The sequence below is a fragment of the Pseudoalteromonas sp. 1_2015MBL_MicDiv genome (assembly GCF_002407505.1).
Taxonomy (GTDB): domain Bacteria; phylum Pseudomonadota; class Gammaproteobacteria; order Enterobacterales; family Alteromonadaceae; genus Pseudoalteromonas; species Pseudoalteromonas fuliginea.
This window is the reverse complement of sequence record NZ_CP012737.1, coordinates 3607298-3628274: the sequence shown is the minus strand read 5'-3', so window position 1 is coordinate 3628274 and position 20977 is coordinate 3607298. Positions and strand designations below refer to the sequence as shown.

16 protein-coding genes are annotated in these 20977 nt (G+C 38.9%); 6 read left to right on the top strand and 10 right to left on the bottom strand.

Annotated elements, in window-relative coordinates:
* Positions 1–53 precede the first annotated feature (53 nt).
* The 5 genes from astA to speD all read left to right on the top strand — a co-directional run bounded on the left by astA (position 54) and on the right by speD (position 4441).
* Positions 54–1070 carry an arginine N-succinyltransferase gene (astA, locus tag AOR04_RS16250; protein WP_008133413.1) on the top strand — a complete coding sequence of 339 codons (1017 nt, stop codon included), beginning with the start codon at positions 54–56 and terminating at the stop codon, positions 1068–1070.
* A gap of 15 nt (positions 1071–1085) precedes the next feature.
* A complete protein-coding gene (astD, locus tag AOR04_RS16245; protein WP_096793901.1) occupies positions 1086–2555 on the top strand; it encodes a succinylglutamate-semialdehyde dehydrogenase in 1470 nt (489 codons plus the stop codon).
* A 126-nt stretch (positions 2556–2681) separates the two neighbouring features.
* Positions 2682–3029, top strand: a complete 348-nt coding sequence (locus AOR04_RS16240) for a DUF3802 family protein (protein ID WP_007376264.1) — start codon at positions 2682–2684, stop codon at positions 3027–3029.
* Between the two features lie 97 nt (positions 3030–3126).
* Positions 3127–3540, top strand: coding sequence for an OsmC family protein (locus AOR04_RS16235; protein WP_008133415.1), 414 nt, complete (start codon positions 3127–3129; stop codon positions 3538–3540).
* 88 nt (positions 3541–3628) lie between these two features.
* The gene (gene speD, locus AOR04_RS16230) at positions 3629–4441 is read left to right on the top strand and encodes an adenosylmethionine decarboxylase (protein WP_007376266.1); all 813 of its coding nucleotides are present in this window, start codon (positions 3629–3631) and stop codon (positions 4439–4441) included.
* 51 nt (positions 4442–4492) lie between these two features.
* On the opposite strand, the gene AOR04_RS16225 is transcribed toward speD, so the two are convergent.
* The 7 genes from AOR04_RS16225 to AOR04_RS16200 form a co-directional block, all read right to left on the bottom strand.
* A complete protein-coding gene (locus tag AOR04_RS16225; protein WP_096793900.1) occupies positions 4493–5836 on the bottom strand; it encodes a M24 family metallopeptidase in 1344 nt (447 codons plus the stop codon).
* Positions 5837–5969: 133 nt separating this feature from the next.
* Positions 5970–7241 (bottom strand): aromatic amino acid transport family protein, encoded by a 1272-nt coding sequence (locus tag AOR04_RS16220; RefSeq protein ID WP_096793899.1) that lies wholly within the window; start codon positions 7239–7241, stop codon positions 5970–5972.
* Between the two features lie 453 nt (positions 7242–7694).
* Entirely contained in the window at positions 7695–10787 is a 3093-nt protein-coding gene (locus tag AOR04_RS16215; RefSeq protein ID WP_096793898.1) for an efflux RND transporter permease subunit, read from the bottom strand.
* Positions 10784–11899, bottom strand: a complete 1116-nt coding sequence (locus AOR04_RS16210) for an efflux RND transporter periplasmic adaptor subunit (RefSeq protein WP_007376271.1) — start codon at positions 11897–11899, stop codon at positions 10784–10786. Before AOR04_RS16210 ends, AOR04_RS16215 begins: the two co-directional genes overlap by 4 nt.
* A 120-nt stretch (positions 11900–12019) precedes the next feature.
* Positions 12020–12964 (bottom strand): pseudouridine-5'-phosphate glycosidase, encoded by a 945-nt coding sequence (locus tag AOR04_RS16205; RefSeq protein ID WP_007376272.1) that lies wholly within the window; start codon positions 12962–12964, stop codon positions 12020–12022.
* Positions 12965–12976: 12 nt separating this feature from the next.
* A complete protein-coding gene (locus tag AOR04_RS21605; RefSeq protein ID WP_007376273.1) occupies positions 12977–13138 on the bottom strand; it encodes a hypothetical protein in 162 nt (53 codons plus the stop codon).
* Positions 13139–13210: 72 nt separating this feature from the next.
* Complete coding sequence (locus AOR04_RS16200) at positions 13211–17089, bottom strand: amino acid adenylation domain-containing protein (RefSeq protein ID WP_096793897.1); 3879 nt, start codon at positions 17087–17089, stop codon at positions 13211–13213.
* A 230-nt stretch (positions 17090–17319) separates the two neighbouring features.
* Between AOR04_RS16200 and AOR04_RS16195 the strand changes: the two genes are divergently transcribed.
* On the top strand, positions 17320–17823 hold the full coding sequence (locus tag AOR04_RS16195) for a MarR family winged helix-turn-helix transcriptional regulator (protein WP_007376275.1): 504 nt from the start codon (positions 17320–17322) through the stop codon (positions 17821–17823).
* Positions 17824–18196: 373 nt separating this feature from the next.
* Here the strand turns inward: AOR04_RS16195 and AOR04_RS16190 are convergent, their stop codons facing one another.
* The 3 genes from AOR04_RS16190 to upp are packed head-to-tail and all read right to left on the bottom strand — an operon-like array spanning position 18197 to position 20957.
* On the bottom strand, positions 18197–19330 hold the full coding sequence (locus AOR04_RS16190) for an alkene reductase (RefSeq protein WP_096793896.1): 1134 nt from the start codon (positions 19328–19330) through the stop codon (positions 18197–18199).
* An 11-nt stretch (positions 19331–19341) separates the two neighbouring features.
* Positions 19342–20256, bottom strand: a complete 915-nt coding sequence (locus tag AOR04_RS16185) for an EamA family transporter (RefSeq protein WP_033039413.1) — start codon at positions 20254–20256, stop codon at positions 19342–19344.
* Entirely contained in the window at positions 20253–20957 is a 705-nt protein-coding gene (gene upp, locus AOR04_RS16180; RefSeq protein WP_232224803.1) for a uracil phosphoribosyltransferase, read from the bottom strand. Before upp ends, AOR04_RS16185 begins: the two co-directional genes overlap by 4 nt.
* Positions 20958–20977: the final 20 nt, after the last annotated feature.

Genomic DNA, 20977 nt, shown 5'->3' with positions numbered 1-20977 from the left:
CGCTTGCCCTGCAATTCCTATTTACCGTTATTTATAAGGGAGCAAGCGGACTCATGATGATCCTTCGCCCAATCCAGCAAAATGATTATTCAGCATTACTGAAAATTGCCCACGAATCAGGGCATGGTTTTACGTCTTTGCCATTAAACGAAGAACTATTGCAAAAAAAGATTGACCATTCAGTAAGCTCTTTTGCTAAACAAACGTCACAACCTGGTGACGAAGGCTACCTGTTTGTTCTTGAAGATAGCGAAACCGGTGACGTTGTAGGTACGTCTGCAATTGAAGCTGCGGTAGGGCTTGATGATGCATTTTATCATTATCACTTAAGTAAAGTGATTCACTCTTCGCGTACATTAAACGTCTACAAAGCGGTTGATATTTTAACGCTATGTAACGACTACACAGGTGCTACAGAGCTTTGCACATTGTTTTTAAAAGATGGCTATCGTAAAAATTGTAACGGTAAGCTACTTTCAAAAGCGCGCTTTATGTTTATAAAACAGCATCAAGAGCGTTTTGCACAAACAGTGATCGCAGAAATGCGCGGTGTGTCTGACGAAAACGGCAGTAGCCCTTTTTGGCAGTGGCTTGAAGAGCACTTTTTCTCAATGGATTTTCCAACAGCCGATTACTTAACAGGTATTGGCCAAAAGGTTTTCATTGCTGAATTAATGCCTAAATACCCAATTTACGTAAACTTGCTAAGTAAAGATGCGCAAGCCGTAATAGGTAAAGTACACGACAACACTCGCCCAGCAATCGAGTTATTAAAAAGCGAAGGCTTTACGTTTAATGGCTACGTAGATATTTTTGACGGCGGCCCAACGGTTGAAGCAAAAGTAGATAACATTGCGACGATTCGTAATGCAAATCACTTTAACGTTGAAATTGGCGAAATGACTGGCGACACCATGGTGTTACTAGCGAACGAAAAGCTTGAAGATTTTAGAGCAACTGTTGCGCCAATGACATTTGACGAGCGCGCAAAAAGCCTTATTTTATCGCAAGAAATAGCAGATGCATTGCATTTGCAAGCTGGCGATATTGTTAGTGCAACCACGATTTAATTTAGGAGAAAGTATATGACTCATCCTGCACAATTTATAAATGGTCAATGGTCACAAGGCCAAGGCACAGAATTTAATTCGCTAAACCCTGCAAATAACGACGTTATTTGGCAGGCATCATCAGCAACTGCGGCGCAAGTAAATACCGCAGTAAATGCAGCGCGCGAAGCGTTTTATGTATGGGCTGATAAAAGCTTTACTGAGCGTTTAGAAATTATTAAAGCATTCGCAGCGCAATTAAAAGAAAACAGCGAAGAGCTCGCTATTACTATTGCACAAGAAACAGGTAAGCCACTGTGGGAAACTCGCACAGAAGCGGGTGCTATGGTTGGTAAAATTGCCATTTCTGAAAAAGCATTTTTAGAGCGCACTGGCGACGTAGAAAACGCAATGCCACTTGGCCGTGCGATGATTCGTCATAAGCCACATGGGGTTGTAGCTGTATTTGGTCCGTATAACTTTCCGGGTCACTTACCTAATGGCCACATTGTGCCAGCGCTTTTAGCAGGTAACACAGTGGTATTTAAACCGTCTGAGCTTACTCCTAAGGTTGCTGAGCTTACGCTTAAACTGTGGGAAAAAGCAGGCTTACCAGCTGGTGTAATTAACTTAGTTCAAGGTGAAGTAGAAACGGGTAAAGCCCTTGCTGCTCACAAAGGGATTGATGGCTTGTTCTTTACGGGTTCTTCGCGTACTGGTCATATTTTACATGAACAGTTTGCGGGTCAACCGGGTAAAATTTTAGCGCTAGAAATGGGTGGTAATAACCCACTTATTATTACTGACGTTGAAGACACTAAAGCGGTTGTTCACGATATTATTCAATCAGCGTTTATCTCAAGCGGCCAGCGTTGTACCTGTGCACGTAAATTGTTTTTACCTAAAGGTAGCAAAGGCGATGCAATTTTAGAGCGCCTTATCACTGCAACTAAAGCTATTAAAGTAGGTAACTACGATGATGCAGACCAGCCATTTATGGGCTCTATGATCTCATCAGCGGCAGCAGCAGGCATGGTTAAAGCGCAAAACGAGCTTGTTGAACTTGGCGCTCAAGTATTAGTAGAACTTGAGCACACAGCCAATACAGGCTTTGTAACACCAGGTATTATTGAGTGTACAAACATTAGTGACTTCCCAGATGAAGAGCATTTTGGACCACTTTTAAAAGTATTCCGCTTTGACGACTTTGACCAAGCAATTGATAAAGCAAACGATACAACCTTTGGTTTATCGGCTGGTTTATTAAGTGATAGTGCAGCAGATTATGACCACTTTTTACGTCGTATTCGTGCCGGCATTGTTAACTGGAACCGCCCAATTACTGGCGCATCAAGTGCAGCACCGTTTGGTGGTATTGGCGCGTCGGGCAATCACAGAGCAAGCGCGTATTACGCTGCTGATTACTGTGCATACCCAGTTGCTTCAGTTGAGCTTGAAAAAGTAGCGATGCCAGCAACGCTAAGTCCAGGTTTAAAAATAGATTAAGTACTACTTAATAACTACAAAAGCAGCTTCGGCTGCTTTTTTTGTATTGCTATCGTGCAAAGCTAGTAATTCGCGTCGCTTTCTGATTAAATCATGGCAATTAATTATTTTAAGGTGGTATAAAAAATGGTTTTAGATAGGCAAGGGTACGATGATTTGATCATGTATCTAACTCAAAATTTAGCATTGTTTGAGAAGCCAGGCGAGATAAAACCAGGTGCCCCAACAGTAATGGAATTAATTGAAGACGTCATTGCGCAAAATGTTATGCTTATTTGTGAGCAGCACACAGAGCTTAATACAGAGCAGCGTAGCTTAATTGTACGCGAAGTTGACGGCATAGTTTACGATTTAGAAGAAGTCCTCAGTAGTATCACTACACAGCCTGTCACGGTTGAGCAGCATGCATTTATAGATGAATTTGCTGGTTTAGTTAAAAACTTATTCGATAATGCAGTCTCGCAACAGTATTAATCAATTGCTTATATAGCCGCCTAGTACATTTTCATTTTCATTTGCAACTGCGGCTAAGTTGCTTACAATCAAGAAAATATTTTTTTGAGATAAGCACATGCAAGCAAATGTAAAATGGGTTGAGGGCGATACGTTTATCGGCCGTTCTAATTCTAACCACAATGTAGTGTTTGATGGCGGTAGCGATAGTGCTGCGCCAAGCCCTATGGAAATGGTTTTAATGTCGGTTGGCTGTTGTTCATCAGTCGATGTTGTCAGTATTTTAAAAAAAGCCAAACAAGATTTTTCAGACGTGCAAGTACAACTTACTTCAGAGCGTGCCGAAACAGCCCCACGCGTATTTACTAAAATCAACTTACACTTTGTTGTTAAAGGTAATAATGTGTCTGAAAAACACCTTGCACGCGCCGTTTCCCTCTCTGCTGAAAAGTATTGTTCGGTTGCATTAATGCTTGATAAAACAGTAGAAATTACGCATAGCCACGAAGTTGTGCAAGATCAAGCAAAATAACGCTTTTTCCATAAGGAAAATTCGTATAAAATCCGCGAACTTTTCATTCTGCAGGTGCAGAGTTCACTAATTTATAGGTTGGTTTATTATGAACAAACCCTTCGATAAACTTAAACTTCATGGCTTTAACAATTTAACCAAAAGTTTAAGCTTTAGTATTTACGATATTTGCTACGCAAAGACCGAGCAACAACGTAAAGAATATATTGAATATATCGATGAGCAGTATAGTGCAGATAGACTAACCGACATTTTAGGTGAAGTTGTTGATATAATTGGCGCTAACATTTTAAATGTAGCGCGCCAAGACTATGAACCACAAGGCGCTAGTGTAACTATTTTGGTTTCAGAAGAACCAGTAGAAGAGCAGCAAAATTACGATGCTGACGAAGCGCCAGGTCCATTACCTGATTCAGTTGTTGCGCACCTAGATAAAAGCCATATTTGTGTACACACATACCCAGAAGCTCACCCTGATGATGGTATTTGTACATTCCGTGCTGATATTGAAGTGTCTACTTGTGGCATTATTTCGCCACTTAAAGCGTTAAACTTCTTAATTCATAGCCTTGAGTCAGACGTGGTAACAATTGACTACCGCGTTCGTGGTTTTACCCGCGACATAAATGGCGTTAAGCACTACATTGATCATGCTATTAGCTCGATTCAAAACTTCATGACAGAAGATACTAAAGAAGCGTACCAAATGATGGACGTGAACGTGTATCAAGAAAACCTGTTCCATACCAAAATGATGTTAAAAGAAACCGACTTAAATACCTATTTATTCGGCCTTTCTACGGCAGATTTATCAGAGGGCGAAGAAGACGAAATTCGCTCAAAACTGACCCGTGAAATGCAAGAAATATTCTATGGCCGTAACCTGCCAGATACAGAATAATAGCAACGAATTAAATTAAAAATGGCGCTCAGTGAGCGCCATTTTTTTGCTTTATTTTACAAGCAATAATTGTGTTTGTCGGCCATTTAAATACCAGACACCGCTTTTATCAAAAATAGCATCTTCCTCTAGCATTATTCTTATTTCTTTATTCCACTGCTTTATAAACACCGCATTGTTAAGCTCAATTGAGTAAGCCGTATTTAAATGCAGCGGATAGTCACCATCTCCTGGTACACCTTGCTGAGAATCCCACATACCTAATGTAGTACCAGCAGCGTGACCATGGTAGCCAAGAGGGTGAGTATAAATAGTGGGCTTTAATCCCTGAGCAATAGCGGCTTTTCGTGCTGCAGCTAACACTTCATTACCTGTTTTTCCTACCGCAAATTGATTGGTAAATATATCTTGTAGTTTATTACCGCTTTTTAGTGCTTCAACTAAGTAACTAGGCGCACTCGTTTCGTTTTCTTTGAGCACATACGCATGCTGCTGCGTGTCGGTATTTAAGCGTAAATAAGTAATACCAAAATCGACATGAAGTAAATCGCCGGTTTGTATAACGTTATCATCGTAGCCATTGGTAAAGCTTTCTTCATGATTAAACGACTTCGCATCGGCGCGCTGAATAGCAACGCTTGGGTGAAACCATGTTTGTAGTTTTAGCTCTTTTACGCGCTCTCTAAACCACCATACCAAGTCATCGCTAGTTGTTTTACCCACCGTAATTGTTTTACCCGAAAACCCCTCTGCAATAATATAATGGGCAATAGCCACAATGTGTTTATACATTTCAACTTCTTCAGGAATGCGTTGCTCTAACCACGCGACAGCAAGCGGCTCTGCAGAAATTATTTTATTGTGATAATTGGCGGGCAAGTTAGCCATTAAGGTTTTGTAATCGCCTAGCACAAGGCCATCGGCATGTGCCCAGTCGGTAGAAGTATTAAGCGCAATGTTACGAGGTTTGTATTGCTCAATAAGCGTATTGAGTGCCTGCCACTGGCTAGGTTGTGTTTGCTTATCCCAACCTTTTTTAAATACATTACCTATTTTATAAGGTGCAATAGCGTAAGCATCAACCTCACCTTGTTTATTAAGCGCAAATAGCAAAATAGTAGTGCGTCTGGCTGAGAGCCATGTTGCAGGCAGCATTGTTTTTAATATTGGATCTTCATTGTATTCGCGGCTTATAAGAAGCCACATATCAGTGTTGTGCTGCTTCATTAACGAGGGCATTAAGGTGTTAACCCTAAGCTCAGTTATTTTATTAATAAACGCAGCGCGCTCTTTCATTGATAAAATTGTTGGGGGTTCTGAAGCTTGAACTAAAGGGCTTACAAATAGTGTTGCGAGCAAACATGCGCTTATTAGTAATAATTTATTGTATTGCATAGTTGGGCTATTTTTAGGCTAATTTATACTTAACATGCCAGAACCCACACTATAAAAAAATAATTTGAGACAAACCGTACAAACAAAAAAGCCCAGCTAATTAACTTAGCTGGGCTTTTTTGTATATAGCGTATTAATTAATCATGCTGTAAATAAGTGCAAATACAGCAAGTGAGCCAACCGCTAATATAAATAGCGTGCTTAAACGGTTGCGGTATTTATGAAGTGCAGGCACTTTATAAACTGCAATCATTGGCATGATGAATAAAATCATCGCGATGATAGGGCCCGATAACTGATCCATCATGTCTAAAATACTTGGGTTTTTAACAGCGCAAAACCAAATAGCTAAAAACATAATTAGCACACCAATTTTATCGGCCGCTTTTGCGCTTAAGCTTGTTTGCTTAGTTACTAAACCCGTAAAGCTTTCACGCGCTCCTAAAAAGTGACCCAAAAACGACGATGTAATAGCAATAAAGGCAACAAGCGGCCCAAGTGTGGCAATAAACGAGTTATCAGTAATATTAGCAAGGTAGGATAAAACCGATACGTTAGCGGCTTTAGCAGCGGCCATTTGCTCGCCTGTAAGCGACAGCACGCAAGAGAACACAAATAACAGTACAAAGGTAATAAGTAGTAAGCTAGTGCGCTTTAAAATAGCCTCAGATTTATGTGTAGCTTGTTCACCGTAGTGACCGCGTTGCACGTTTACAAAGCTTGAGATAGCCGCTGCGTGGCTAAACGAAAACACAATAATAGGGATCGATAACCACAACGTTTTTCCAAAGCTGCCCATTTCAGGCATGCTCATATCTGGCATTTGCCAACTTGGGATTAAATAAAGTGATAAAAACAATAATATACCCACAAGCGGATAAACTAAAATAGCAAAGGCACGCAGCATTAAGCGCTCGCCGCCCATCATTAAGCTAATCATACCTGCAACTAATACACCCGAAAGTAATACGCGAGATGGCGACTCTAACCCCATTTGATTAACCATAAAGCTATCCACAGTATTGGTTAAGCCCACACCGTAAATAAGCAAAATTGGGAATATAGATAAAAAGTACAACAAGGAAATTAACCGACCTGCAGTCACACCAAAGTGCTCTTCAACTACATCGGTAAAGTCGGCATCTTTATTTTTCGACGAAAGTACAAAGCGTGCTAAGCCTCGGTGGGCACAAAAGGTCATTGGGAATGCTAAACACGCCATAATAATTAACGGCCAAAAACCGCCAATACCAATATTAATAGGTAAAAATAAAATACCCGCACCAACGGCAGTGCCAAATAGACTTAGCGTCCATTGTGTATCGTGTTGGTTCCATTTTGAGGTAGAAGAGTGTGTGTTATTTATTGGTGCATTTGAAAGCGTTGCACCTTGAGGTGTTGTCATGTGTGTGCTCATCCATTATTTGTAATAATAATTGCGCCGAAGAATATAGTTTTTGACTAAATTTTTCATGTTTTGAGCTGGTTTTAGAATGAATTAGTTGTAGTGGTTTAGTGACTAACTGTCATGAATATGAAACAGCGATTTAAAAGTGAGCAATGTATAAAGTAATAATTATACAATGTGTTGTTTATTTGAACGAAGTAACTGCTGTCAGGTTTTTTGTATGAAACAAAGTTCTTTATACGCTGCAGATATTACATAATTTATCGCGATAAGAGCTTTAGCTTATTAGAGCGTGTTGATCTTTGGTCGTTGAATTTTCAACAGCATGTTTGCATGTAAGCCAACAAGGTAACGCAGGAGCTGTTACCGAGCTGGCTATGTTATAAATCTCGCGCCGGGATTAAATTTCCCCTAGATAGAACAAACTTTAATCCTGAGAGGTCACAGACCTTAACTAATAGCAAAAGATGATTTTTCATTTGAACTGAAAAGGTTACTTTTATTTACTTCTTTAGGCACTCGTTTTGAAGCCAGTTTTACGTAAAAAGCAGGCAATACAAAAAGAGTAAAAAGGGTTCCTATAAGCATTCCTGCTACTAATATAATGCCAATACTATTTCGGGCTTCAGCCCCAGCTCCAGATACCATTAATAATGGGAAGTGCCCAAGAACAGTGGCGGCAGTGGTCATTAAAATAGGCCTCAATCTAGTTGATGCAGATTCAATTACGGCTTCTATGCGGCTTTTACCTTGCTCTTGTAGGTGATTTGCAAATTCGACAATTAAGATACCGTTTTTTGCAATCAGGCCAATGAGTGTGATTAAACCGATTTGAGAATAAATATTGATAGTCGTTAATTCAAAATACGATAGCATCAACGCGCCAGCCATTGCCAAAGGTACACTCCCAATTAACACAACTAGAGGGTCTCGAAAGCTATTAAATTGGATACTAAGCAGTAAGTAAACAATGACCAGTGAAATTAGCATAACGCCTAATAAACTATTACCTTGTTGTCTTATTTGTCTAGACTCTCCTGCATAATCAACAGTGTATGAAGGGGGGAGTAATTCTTTTGCGGCATTTTCTAATGCTGAAAGTGCCTCTTCTTTTGTGGAATTAGGTAATACGGCTCCAAATATGCGAAAGGCATTTTGCTGTCCAAAGCTATTTAATTGTCTAGGAACTGTTGCCCATTTAACTTCAGCTATTGCAGATAATGGCACGCTGGTTCCATTAATTGATTTAATGTTTAAGCTTAGTAGTTTTCCAGGATCTGACTTTACATTTCGGTCAATAACAGGGATTACCTGATAAGCTTTTCCTTGCGCATCAAATCGATTAACGTAGTTATTTGATAAAAGAACACTCAGTTGCTGATTGACATAAGCGAGATCCATTCCTAAATCGGCAATTTTATCGCGCTTTAATTGTAATTGTATTTGGGGTAAATCGATTTTTAAATCAGTGTCTGCGTATAAAAAGTGCCCACTAGCAAATGCTTTACCTATAAGTTGCCCCGCATAGCTTTGCATTATTTCAAAACTATCGCTGGACTTAACGACCATTTCTACATCGAATTGGCCCGCAGTAGGAAGTGGCGCTGGAAGAATGGGCAACGGGTTGACTCCAGGGGTTTTAGCCAAGCGTCCATAAATCTCAGGAAGAATTGATTTAGTAGTGTAATCTCGTTCGCTAGCACTTATAAATTCAATACCGCCAAAAGCACTATTGGTAAAAATGTTCTGCCACATTTGAGTTGTGCCGGGTATTTCTAATAAGCTATCAACCATGCCACGAATGTTATCTTCATTATAAGTTAACGATGACTCAGGGGGGGATTGTACAAGTACAAATATGCTGCTTTGATCCTCAACTGGCGCAAGCTCTTTTTGTGCACCTTGGTAAAATGGTATTATCATAAGGCTTAACGCAATTGCAGCGACAATCACTTGATTTCGCCACGACAATAAAAGTGTAAGTAACAACGCATATTTATTTCTTAGCTGATCAAATACCCAGTTTACTTTTTTTGTTAATTTAGTTTCTTGCCCTTCAGCAGGGATAACATAAGCGCTCATTATTGGTGAAAGTGTGAGGGCAACAATGCCTGATATAAGCACTGATATTGCTAGGGTAAAAGCAAATTCTTTAAATAATACGCCGGTAAGTCCAGACAGAAAGCCAATCGGTAAATACACCATTGTTAGTGTGAGAGTCATTGATACAATTGGTACAAACAGCTCTTTGGAGCTTGTGAGCGCAGCGTCAATTTTAGATTTTCCTGCACGAATATGACGTGAAACATTTTCTACAACAACAATCGCATCATCAACCACCAAGCCAACAGAGAGAACAATAGCGAGCACGGTTAGTAAGTTTAACGAAAAACCGACGACATACATTGCGGCAATAGCACCTAATATTGAAATAGGAATAGTCACTAAAGGTACCGCTGAGCTTCTAAATGAACCCATCATAAAGAGAACAACAACGCCTACTAGAATAACCGTCTCAATAAGTGTTTTAAAAATCTCATTTAATGCATCGCGCATATATAAAGTACCATCATAGGCATAACCAATGCTGATACCATCCGGTAAAGTCTTATTAATTTTATCGGTTAATGCGTAAAGTGCGTCACCAACTTCAATTTCATTTGCACCTGGCTGCGGCCAAACTGAAATATAAACAGTATCATGCTGATTTAAGCGAGCACTTACCGTTGGCTGCTCAGAGCCAAGTTCAATATGGGCTACATCTCTCAGATATATAACATCATTATCTATACGTTTTACAATTAACTGCTTAAATTCATCGATACTTTTCAATTGTGTATTAGCGACCAGATCAATTTTTTGTTTATTAGTTTCTATATAACCTAGCGTAGCTATTGTATTATTTGCAGCCAACGCGGAGTAAATATCGTCAGCGCTAAGATCAAATGCTTCTAACTTTGCAGAATTTAAATGCACGCGCATCGCAGGCGTTCTACTGCCTTCAATTGCGACTCTTTGAACGCCCTCAATATCTGTAATTATAGGAGTCACTTGCCTTGATAAAAAGTCGGTTAGTTGTGTAAGTGATTCGCCCTGATGCTCTATATTTAAATAAAATAGCGCATGAGGTCGATCGGTGCGCTTAACGCTAACAATGGGATCCTCAGTATCATTCGGGAGCATATATTTAACTTGGCTAAGACGAGCAGTAAGCTGTGATAAAGCCCGAGTACTATCTTCGTTTAAATTTAAGTAAGCTGTTACAGTGCTGTTCCCTGCAATTGTGACTGATTCAACATAATCAACACCTGGAACCGTAGCGGAAATACGTTCAATTGGTTCTGTAATAAAACCTTTAACTGTTTCAGCTGATGCGCCTACGTAGTTAGTTGAAATAACTAAAGATGAACTTTCAATTTTTGGAAACTGTAGCACAGTCACCTTAAGCACTGACCAAATCCCAGCAATACAAATAATAGCGGATAAAACGATTGCAAGTGTTGGTTGTGTTATGAATCGATCCATAAAATGATTGTTTTTCATAATGATACCTTAGGAGATAACGTATCTTCCATAGCTACAGTACGCTCTGAATTAAGCAAGTATGCTCTTAAACCGTCACGCAATTTAAATGCTCCATGACTTGCGATTAATGCGCCTGAGGTTAAGCCATTGGTGATCATAACGAGATCCCCAATACGTTCGCCTAATTCAACTTGTGTACGCTTAGCGTATGTTTTTCCTTCCTCGTCTTTATTTAATAAATATACATAGTTCCCTAATTTACCTTTAATAACTGCTAAATACGGGATTGCAACAACCTCTTTTTTGTTGCCAATAGGTACCTTAATTTTAACGAGTTGATTTGAATTTAGTTTAGTATTTCCTAATGTAATTTTTGCACGGTATTTCAGCTGTCTTGAGTGTTTTGACATTTCTGGTGCAACAGAGGCAACTTGTGCAATTATTTCTGTCTGTGTGTCATCAAGTAGCGTTAATACTACCGGCGTATTAATTGCTAGCTCTGTATAGGTTTGCGGGAGAGAAAAATCGACCCACATATATTTTTCAATACCAATGAGCTGAGTTAGATTTGTATTAGCAGGTAAAAACTGACCGACTTGCAAGTCATGTATACCAACGCGGGCTGTAAATGGTGCTGTAATCACTTTTTTAGCAATTTTAGCTGAGAGTAGGTTTATTTCTGCTTGGTATTGAGCAAGTAAAGCCGTTGATTCATCTAATTGCTGAGCGCTCAATTTATTTGAATTATAAAGGCTTTTATATCTCTTTACGGTGGTGTTTTGTAGTTCAAAGCGTGATTTAGCTATTTGCAGTTGTGCTTTTTCCTCCTCGTGTTCTATTTCGAGTAACGTATCACCTGCATAAGTAATACCGCCAGATTGCAAATAGAGTTTTGTAACTTTACCTGCTGATTCATTAATTAACGATAATGTTTTAGGGGCTTTTACGATACCGCTAATATCTATATGTGACTGGTGAGCAACTTTTTCTACATACATAGCTTCGACATTAGCCGATTGTTCATTGCCTATATTGCTGCGCGCATCAATGATGTTACTTTTAACTGCAAAGCTGCCCGCTATTAAAATTGCTAGTATGCCTGTCGTTGTAATCCATGGAATGAAATTCATAATTAGCTCCTTGTGTGCATCTAGTAGGTAATATGCTTGGGTGAAGTTTGTTTATGTAAAGTATCTTTATATAAAGATATATAATTAAAAAAATTTGTCAATAAACTTCACCCATTATTTTTACGCTACTTCTCTTTTATTACTAGATTGCTTTGCATGGGCAACAGCTAAATGCCCTGCAACACGCGCTGTATTGATCAAAACGGCACTGTTAGCTTTAGCTGAACGCCCTTTAGTTACTTCATCAATTGCTTTCATAATGTACTTAGTGACTTTATTTCCACTGATCCCTTGCGCTTGAGCCGAGCTAATTGCCGCGTTGATAGCATCATTAACATCATCACTATCAATGGCATCTTCGAGCTTAGTGGGTGTTGTAATTAATACACTGCGCTTATTATCAAGCAGCCATTGGGTTTCAATTATGTCGGCTAAAATAGATGCATCATCTATTCGTTGTGGTGCTTTATAGCCACTTGAGCGACAGTAAAATGCAGGGAAATCATCAAATTGATAAGATATAATAGGGACATTGTGGGTCTCTAAGTATTCAAGTGTTAAACCTAGATCGAGTATGTTTTTTGCACCAGCACATACAACGGCAACCCGTGAACGTGTAAATTGCATAAGATCTGAAGAAATATCCATCGTATTGTTTGCTCCTCTATGAACGCCACCAATGCCGGCAGATGCAAAAAAGCATATTCCTGCTAACTCAGCTGCAATAATAGATGAGGCAACGGTGGTTGCACCCAATTGCTTAGTCGCTAATACAACGGGTAAGTCACGCGTGCTGACTTTAGGTATATTTGCGGTTGTTGCAAATAACTCAATCTCACTTTCATCCATGCCAATTAGTAATTTACCATTAGCGACTCCAATGGTTGCAGGGATTGCCCCCGATTCACGAACTGCTGCTTCTACTTGTAACGCGGTGTGTTTATTTTCAGGGTAATCTAAGCCATGCGTTATAACATTAGACTCAAGCGCCACGACCGCAAGCCCTAACTCAAGAGCCCGTTTAATTTCAGGCTTAATAACAAGATTTATCTTTGTATTGTTCATTTTATTTTTCCTCTAATAACTTGGTTTTTTAATTAATTTATATTTTTGCTGAATAATATGTTTGTTATAAACACGTTGTCGCCAATTTTTCGGTTGCTCTGCATGCAGTGCGATTGAAATAAAGTCGTTATTGCATTTAAACTCTTTACTTATCAGTGCCGAAATTTTTTTCACGAGCCTATTCTTGGTAGAACTGGATACGTGAGAATCAAAATAATGTATGTTGATATGCGGCATGTTGCGTCCTTACGCTATTAATAATGAACGATGGTTCTCGTAAGAACCTTGAGATTGCACAATGCAATTAAACAGCTCATCAACACCTTGATGTTTTAATAATGCGTAATGATCTGCTTGTAAGTGTTGTGTTATCGCTTCTTTTTCGTTGTACTCAGGAATGTTTTCAATAAATGAATAATCATCTCCTTGTGCTTTAAATATCACTTTTGGTGCTTTTACTTGGCGTTCAAGCAACTCTGTGAATGTATATTTAAACTCATAAGTGCGCATGACTACTTCTATGATTTTACTGACAACATCTCGATTCAAAGTGCGATGATTCATACATACAAAGTCAATAAACTGTTGTTTATTAGTCACTGCCGATAAACATTGTTCTAATACCGGGCCTTGTATTTTTTGAAAGAACACTGAAAATAAAATGGTGACAAATGCAGGAGAAGTAAAACAAGGTGTCTGCTCTTTTTGTGAATACTGAGGTAGGTTAGGTGAGCCAGGTGCAATGAGATAAAGTGCTTCCACGGTTTCGCCACTTGCTTCAAGTTGATGCGCCACTTCAAATGCAACACGCGCCCCAAAAGAGTATCCCCATAACGTATAAGGACCCGTTGGTTGCTCATTTTTGATTAGCTTGATATCAGCTTCTGCCATTTCTTGTATTGTATCGTAAGGAATTTCATCACAATTAAGCCCATGCGCTTGCACCGCAATAAACGTCGCTTCATCGGCCACTTTTTCAGCTAAAGGTTTTAAGCTCATTGGATACCCACCTAAACCAGGCCAGCAGAAAATTCGCGATTTTTGTGTAGAGTTATTTAAATTAATCAGCCGACTATGTGAGCTGTTATCGTTTTGCTTAATATAAAGAGCAAGTGCTTCAATAGTGGGGGCTTGAAAGATAGCTTGCATTGGGATACTAATGCTCAACTCTTTATTTAAAGTATTCATAAATGTAACGGCTGTTAAAGAGTTTCCACCACTTTCAAAAAAATTATCTTGGACTGATACTTTGTCCCATTTCATAACATGGAGCCAGATATCAGCTATTTTCTCTTCTAATTTATTTCGAGGCTCAATGTAGGCTGCCTTATTTTCAATATTATTAAGTTTCTCTGAATTTTTTAGAGCGAGATAATCGACTTTCCCATTCGCTGTTTGTGGGAATTCAGCAAAAGTTATAATTTTATTAGGTACCATATAGCTAGGTAGCGAATTTTGTAAATCATGATTCAATATTTCAAGGGGGCCACGCATATGTATAGCGTCTTCTTTCATACCTTCACTGCGTTTTTGCTCTTCTGAAATTTTTCCACCAATGCAAAAATAAAATGGTTTCATTGTACAGTTCGCATCAGATAAAATTTCTTCAATACGATTGGCTGAAGGTAAATTATTACCAGATTTTGAGCTATAACCAGAAGACATTAAACCTATGTTTAAGTCGTTCATTTGTAACTGCTGTAACTTACGACCTAAATCAATATAGTGTCGCCAAGCCGTTGTAGAATGATTAAGTAAAGAAATACCAAAAGAAGCTCTATCATAGACTTGCTGATTAATGGCAATCACTTTTTTCTTTTCAATTAGCTGATCAGAAAGGGGTGTCAGCTGATTATCTTGAACTGTGTATTGTCCTGAATTTAAACCATCTACATTTTGAATTTGCACTAAGGTCTCAACATTTGAAAGCGGGTCAGTTTCGCTATGTTGGCTAATATCAAAACTTCCTAAGTAGGCGTCATCTTCGTGAACAGCTAAGTAATCTTGGTATTCATTGTCAAAACTAGCAGCGCCAATTGAAAGGCCAAACTGAGGTAAAATATGATCAAATAAGCCAAGCATATGGCCTGTTTCCATTTCTAAAACTTCTAATATATTATTTTGATATACAGGTTCTATAGCTGATTGTTTACCTAAAAAATGGCAAGTTAATTTAACCGTGCTTACAGGCGCTAATGAGCGTACAAGATGCAGGGTATGTAGTTCAGGGTGATAATAATAAATACCCGATTTTAAATTAAATAAATTATGTATTTCTAAAAATAACTGCGTAGCATACAGGGCGCCTGGAGATGCATAGCCATACTTGGGCAGTAAGCGTTGCTTGCTTTTAAACTGGCCAAAATATCTCATGATTTGACCAAATTCATCATATTCTAATGCGCTGACAGGGCGTGTAGGGATCTCTGATTTTTGTTTTTTGAGTAAGTTAAGTATTTCTTGCTCACACACATTTCCACCATCAAAGTAACGATAAGTTTTACGAGCAAAAACAGTTTCAGTTTGCTCTTTTGATGCGTTTTTATTTGGTAAATTAAATACGGGTAAGTTTAACAGCGCTTGTGGTTGTCTAAATCCAGCATTAGAGAGTTGTGCTTTAACTTGTAATTTACTTTTTTTAGATTGATGGTGTTCACTCTGCTTGCCTTGATCCATTAAAGCGGCTTCACGATGATTTAATTCAATGCATGCAATAAGATTTTGAAAACCGGTACGCTGGTCATTTTTTACAACCATTGCGGCATTTTTTATCCAATCATGCTTTTCAATGGCAAGTCTAATTTCATCAAGCTCAACACGGTAACCACGTAATTTAATTTGATTATCGGCGCGACCTAAAAAGTGTGTGTTACCTTCTTTATCACGTTTTACAATATCACCACTGCGATAGAGCGTATTATGCATAGGCTCGCTATTGTGAGGGTTAGATATAAATCTTTCGAGCGTTGTATCGTTACGGTTTAAATAACCTCTAGCAACCTGCACACCACTAATATAAAGCTCACCAGATTCACCCTCATCAACTAAGTTTAAATGTTCATCAAGTATATAGTAGTGAGTATTGGCTACAGGCTTACCAATGGTAATTGCATCAAACGCTTGTTCTAAAGTATGAGGTGTTACTTTATGGCTGGATGAATTTATTGTGCATTCTGTTGGCCCATATAAATTGATTAGATCTTTTTCAGGCAGTGTTTCAAAAAATTGCAAGGCGAGCTGTTTAGTAAGCGTTTCACCCCCACTGAACACGTGAGACAATGAGTTGCACAATTGAATACAAGGCGAATCAAGCAAGGCTTGTAAAAGGGTAGGAACACATTGCAAAACGGTCACTTGTTTTTCAATGATTAAATCAATAAGTGCAAGCGGATCGCGATACATTCCTACTTCACTTGTAACAACACAAATACCGATTGCATTAGCTAAAATCTCCCATTGGGCTGCATCAAAGCTAAAAGGCGTTTTTTGTACAATACGAGTTGATTGGCTAAAGCTATGCTCTTCTTTTAACCACAGAAGCTGATTAACAATACTGCTATGTTCAATGATGACGCCTTTTGGATCACCTGTGCTTCCAGAGGTGTAAATCATATAAGCAAGGCTATCTTGTAATAGTGGCGCATAATATGACGTATTATCATCAACATCATCTATTGAAATCACAGTAATGTCGCTGCTAACCAATGCAGTAATTTGCTCTTTTAAATGTGCTTGAGTTAAAACTAAGCGCGCTTTAGAGTCTTTTAGCATATAGCTAATACGTTTTTCAGGGTATTCAGGAGACAGTGGAAGGTATCCGCATCCTGCATAAATAGCTCCCCACACACCAAAAATTAAGTCAGGCGATGGATCGACAAACAAACCAACATATTCACCTTGCTTAGCACCATGCTGATGGAGTAAAGAGGCAATGTTAGCTGATTTTTTATCCAGCATTTTATAGCTCCAATCTCCTTGGTTACTAATTACTGCAGTTTCATCAGGTGTTTCAATAATTTGCTTTTGAATTAAATCAAACAATGTTCGAGTATCACTTTCTCCCAAAAAAGATATCTGATCTTGCTCAAGGTTTTCGGTTCGATTTAGTTGGTTATGTAGTTTCATTTCTATGCCTATTCCTTTATTTAAAATTTTATAGATGACTAATTTTTGAATTGCCTTGTTAAAAATGAGTACTACACATAACTCTCATGTAACAAAGTTAGGTAAAAGATAATACATACAATCTTAATGTCAAGTATCTTTGTGTAAAGATACTTGTTGTGATGAGTCTTGTCGTAGAGGTTGTTGTGAGTTATATTGGTTTATCAATTTAAATTAGAGTAGTAGATATAATGAAAAATGATCTTGTTGACGTCGTCATAGCCCAGTGGAATAAAGAAAGACCTGATTTAGACCCTTCGCCTATGGGAGTTATGGGCCGACTCGTTCGTACCGATGCAATGTTTAGCAAAGAATTACAAACTGTATTTGGCCGTTTTGGCCTCAATGGTGGCGAATTTGATGTATTAGCGACAATTAGGCGTTCAGGAAAACCGTTTACATTGAGTCCAAATCAACTATTGCAGACATTAATGCTAACCTCAGGCTCAATGACAAACCGTATCGATAAACTAGAAGCTAAAGACTTGGTTGCACGCAGCTCTGATCCTAATGACCGTCGAGGCGTTATGGTGTCTTTAACAGAGAAAGGTTTTCAATTGATTGATCAGGTTGTAGAGGAGCATATCGCAAAAGGGCAGTCTTTATTGTCACCTTTAGATAAGTCGGAGCAGCAGCAACTCGCAGTATTACTTAAAAAATTACTTTTAGGCCTTTCTAGCTCTACTTATAAATAAGGCCAGTTGGCCTTTCAGGAGCACAATTTGTTCTATCTAGGGCATGTTGATCTTTGTGGATTAAAATTTGTTCAATCGAGGAGCGATTTAATCGTGGCGCGAGATTTGTAACTTGGTAGCTTTGGTAACGCTCCTGCATCACCTTACTAACTTATCTTTATGTAAGAATAGGTAAATTCGCGCAAAGCTTCCGCGCCCTACTCACGGCTTTTATTTACATCTATGTAGCAGCAAAGAGTAAATCGCCCCTAGGACGAACCTAAGGGCTACGGATGTTTGGCACTTACGCTGCGTTATCGCCTATTTATGGGGAATAATCACACGACATAAACTCTGCCTCGCCTAACTACCAAACCTACAGGTGCAAAATTAATCACGAAAGCTCAACACGCTCTAATATAGATTCACTTTGTTTCTCAGATAGCGATGCACTTTTATCTACCATTGTAGGATAATCGGTATAACCGGTTTCGTCGCCACCATAAAACGTATCGGGATCTACATTATTAAAAGAAGCATTTAACTTAGTACGTTCTACCAAATCAGGGTTTGCTAAAAAGAGTGCCCCTAATGCCACACCATCGCATAAATTTTCATTTAACACATCTGATGCAATAGCAGGGGTTACAGGGCCATCTTGCCAAGATTTGTGAGGGTTTAATATAAGCTTACCTAACCATTGGTTACGGATCTGCTGAGTGTGCTCACGGTTAGCCGCTTCCATAATATGCAAATACGCCAGATCAGTTGGCAACTGACTAATAAGAGTTTGGTAGAGCACTTCACTGTCTTGTTCAATAATGTCATTGTAAGTATTGTCGGGAGAAATACGAATACCGACTCTTTTAGCACCAATAGCTTGTGTAACAGCCACCACTACTTTTAGCGTAAATCTTAAACGGTTTTTGACGCTACCACCAAATAGATCGGCTCTATTATTTGTATTGCTTGCCATAAATTGGTGAAGTAAAAAACCATTTCCTGCGTGTATTTCTACTCCATCAAAACCTGCCTGAATCGCTAATTCAGCTGATTTTGCGAAGTCTTCAATGGTTGCTGTAATTTCATCTAATGTCATTTCTTTTGGTGTAGGGTAGCTCTTTGGCCCTGTTGGTGTAAAAGCGTCTCCGGTAGCTTTAATTGCTGAAGGCGCTATTGATTGATGAGCACTGGGGTATAATTCAGGATGCCCAATACGACCAGAATGCATCAATTGGGCTACAATTTTGCCTCCCCTTTTATGTACTGCTTCAGTAATGGGCTGCCAGCTTTTCACATGTTGTAAATTATGTAGTCCTGGGGAATTCATAAAACCTTGACCAACTTGGTTAGGTTGAATACCTTCAGAAATAATTAACCCAGCTGTTGCTCTTTGAGCATAATAGGTTGCCATAAGAGGCGTTGCTAATCCTTCAGCTGTTGCCCTGTTTCTACTCATTGGTGCCATTACAAAGCGATTGCTTGCGTTGATTTTCCCAAAACGAGCTTCTGTAAATAAGTTGTCCATGTTTACTTCCTTTAACTAGTTTTTTTGTTTAATGATGGTTCCAGATTAAAATTGGAACTTGATTTTTTAAACAGCTGTACTTGAGATATAACAATGGCTAATACAATAATGACTGCGCCTAATGTTTGACTCATCGTTAGCCTTTGCGAAAGAATAAAATAACCCAATAATGTTGCTGAGATTGGGCTTGCAAACGATATAAAAGACACCGTAACAACTGGCAGTTTTTCAATAGCTTTAAACCAAACTATATAAGCGAACAAGGCGCCAATGATACTTAAGTAGGAATAACCAATTATATTGTCCACTGTTAGGTTACTAGGTAAGCCTTCTTGTACTAATCCAATCGGGAGTAAAAATAATCCACCTACAACGAGTTGCCAGCCTGTAAAAGTATATAAATTAACGTCAGCAGGCTTGCCCCATTTTTTTGTTAATACTATTCCCGTGGCCATTGAAGCGGCACCAATTAAACCTGCAATAACACCTTGAACAGGTAAATTCATATTTGGTTCTAAGACCAACATCGCGACTCCAACAGCCGCAATTGCACAAGCAATAAATTGCCTTAAATTAAGGGTATCTTTAAAGAGTAGCGCACCAAGTATCATGACGATGATAGGCTGGCACGACATAACAAGTGCAGCTACACCACCGGGTAATAGATAGGCTGCTACAAATAAACAGTAAAAAAAGCCACCAATATTAAGTATGCCAAGCACGATAGAACGCACCCACCAGATGCCTTTAGGTAGCTTTCGACCAATCAGTACTAATAAAATACCAGCAGGTAAAGCACGAAGTGTTGACGCTATTAAAGGCATATCTGGCGGTAACAGCTCGGTCGTTACTATGTATGTACTGCCCCAAATTGTTGGGGCAATCATAGCAACTAACATCCAAAGTATTAGTTGTTTATTTGTCATACGGCCCCCACATCGGTCGTACCGAAGTAGCGATCTCCGAAGTCGCCAATTCCAGGTATCATAAATGCGTTTCCATTTAGATACTCTTCAATTGAAGACGTGACTATTTGAATTTTCTTAAATTGCTGAGTAACTTTTTGAATCCCCTCAGGGGAGCACAAAAGATTAACAAAAATGATATTTTCTTCTAAAACACCAGCATCTATAAGCACCTGAATAGCACAAATTGCAGAGCCGCCTGTCGCCAACATAGGTTCGAATATCAGCACGCGACATTTAGCGATATGATCCGGAAGTTTTGAATAATAAAGAGTTGGCAATTTTGTGACGACATCGCGTTGTATTAAAATTTTTCCAATGGGAATTTTTAAGTCAATATGACGCAGCTCATTTTCCATACTTTCACCAGCACGAACCACAGAAACGGCACATATTGGATCTGCAAACTGCTTGCCTTTGTATGTTTCTCCCACGGGAGTAGTTACATCGAGATCTTTAAATGGTACTAATTCTAAGCTTTTTTCAATCAGCAGACGAAACACTTGATCAGCATAAAAAATGAATTGGCTTTTACTAGCTACCTTGTCACGCATTTTTGCATGCAGGTATTTTAGTCTATTTGTTTGCGGTAACTCGATCACACTACTTGAGAGTATTTGTGAGTCTTCTTTATATATTTGAATAACTTGATTTGCATTCATAACGCTCTCCCTATTTGAGT

Coding starts and splice junctions, on each gene's coding strand:
- AOR04_RS16205 (WP_007376272.1), bottom strand. CDS start 12,964: ATGAACAATACAAAGATAAATCTTGTTATTAAGCCTGAAATTAAACGG.
- speD (WP_007376266.1), top strand. CDS start 3,629: ATGAACAAACCCTTCGATAAACTTAAACTTCATGGCTTTAACAATTTA.
- AOR04_RS16195 (WP_007376275.1), top strand. CDS start 17,320: ATGAAAAATGATCTTGTTGACGTCGTCATAGCCCAGTGGAATAAAGAA.
- AOR04_RS16235 (WP_008133415.1), top strand. CDS start 3,127: ATGCAAGCAAATGTAAAATGGGTTGAGGGCGATACGTTTATCGGCCGT.
- astD (WP_096793901.1), top strand. CDS start 1,086: ATGACTCATCCTGCACAATTTATAAATGGTCAATGGTCACAAGGCCAA.
- astA (WP_008133413.1), top strand. CDS start 54: ATGATGATCCTTCGCCCAATCCAGCAAAATGATTATTCAGCATTACTG.
- AOR04_RS16220 (WP_096793899.1), bottom strand. CDS start 7,241: ATGACAACACCTCAAGGTGCAACGCTTTCAAATGCACCAATAAATAAC.
- AOR04_RS16225 (WP_096793900.1), bottom strand. CDS start 5,836: ATGCAATACAATAAATTATTACTAATAAGCGCATGTTTGCTCGCAACA.
- AOR04_RS16240 (WP_007376264.1), top strand. CDS start 2,682: ATGGTTTTAGATAGGCAAGGGTACGATGATTTGATCATGTATCTAACT.
- AOR04_RS16210 (WP_007376271.1), bottom strand. CDS start 11,899: ATGAATTTCATTCCATGGATTACAACGACAGGCATACTAGCAATTTTA.
- AOR04_RS16200 (WP_096793897.1), bottom strand. CDS start 17,089: ATGAAACTACATAACCAACTAAATCGAACCGAAAACCTTGAGCAAGAT.
- AOR04_RS16185 (WP_033039413.1), bottom strand. CDS start 20,256: ATGACAAATAAACAACTAATACTTTGGATGTTAGTTGCTATGATTGCC.
- upp (WP_232224803.1), bottom strand. CDS start 20,957: ATGAATGCAAATCAAGTTATTCAAATATATAAAGAAGACTCACAAATA.
- AOR04_RS16215 (WP_096793898.1), bottom strand. CDS start 10,787: ATGAAAAACAATCATTTTATGGATCGATTCATAACACAACCAACACTT.
- AOR04_RS16190 (WP_096793896.1), bottom strand. CDS start 19,330: ATGGACAACTTATTTACAGAAGCTCGTTTTGGGAAAATCAACGCAAGC.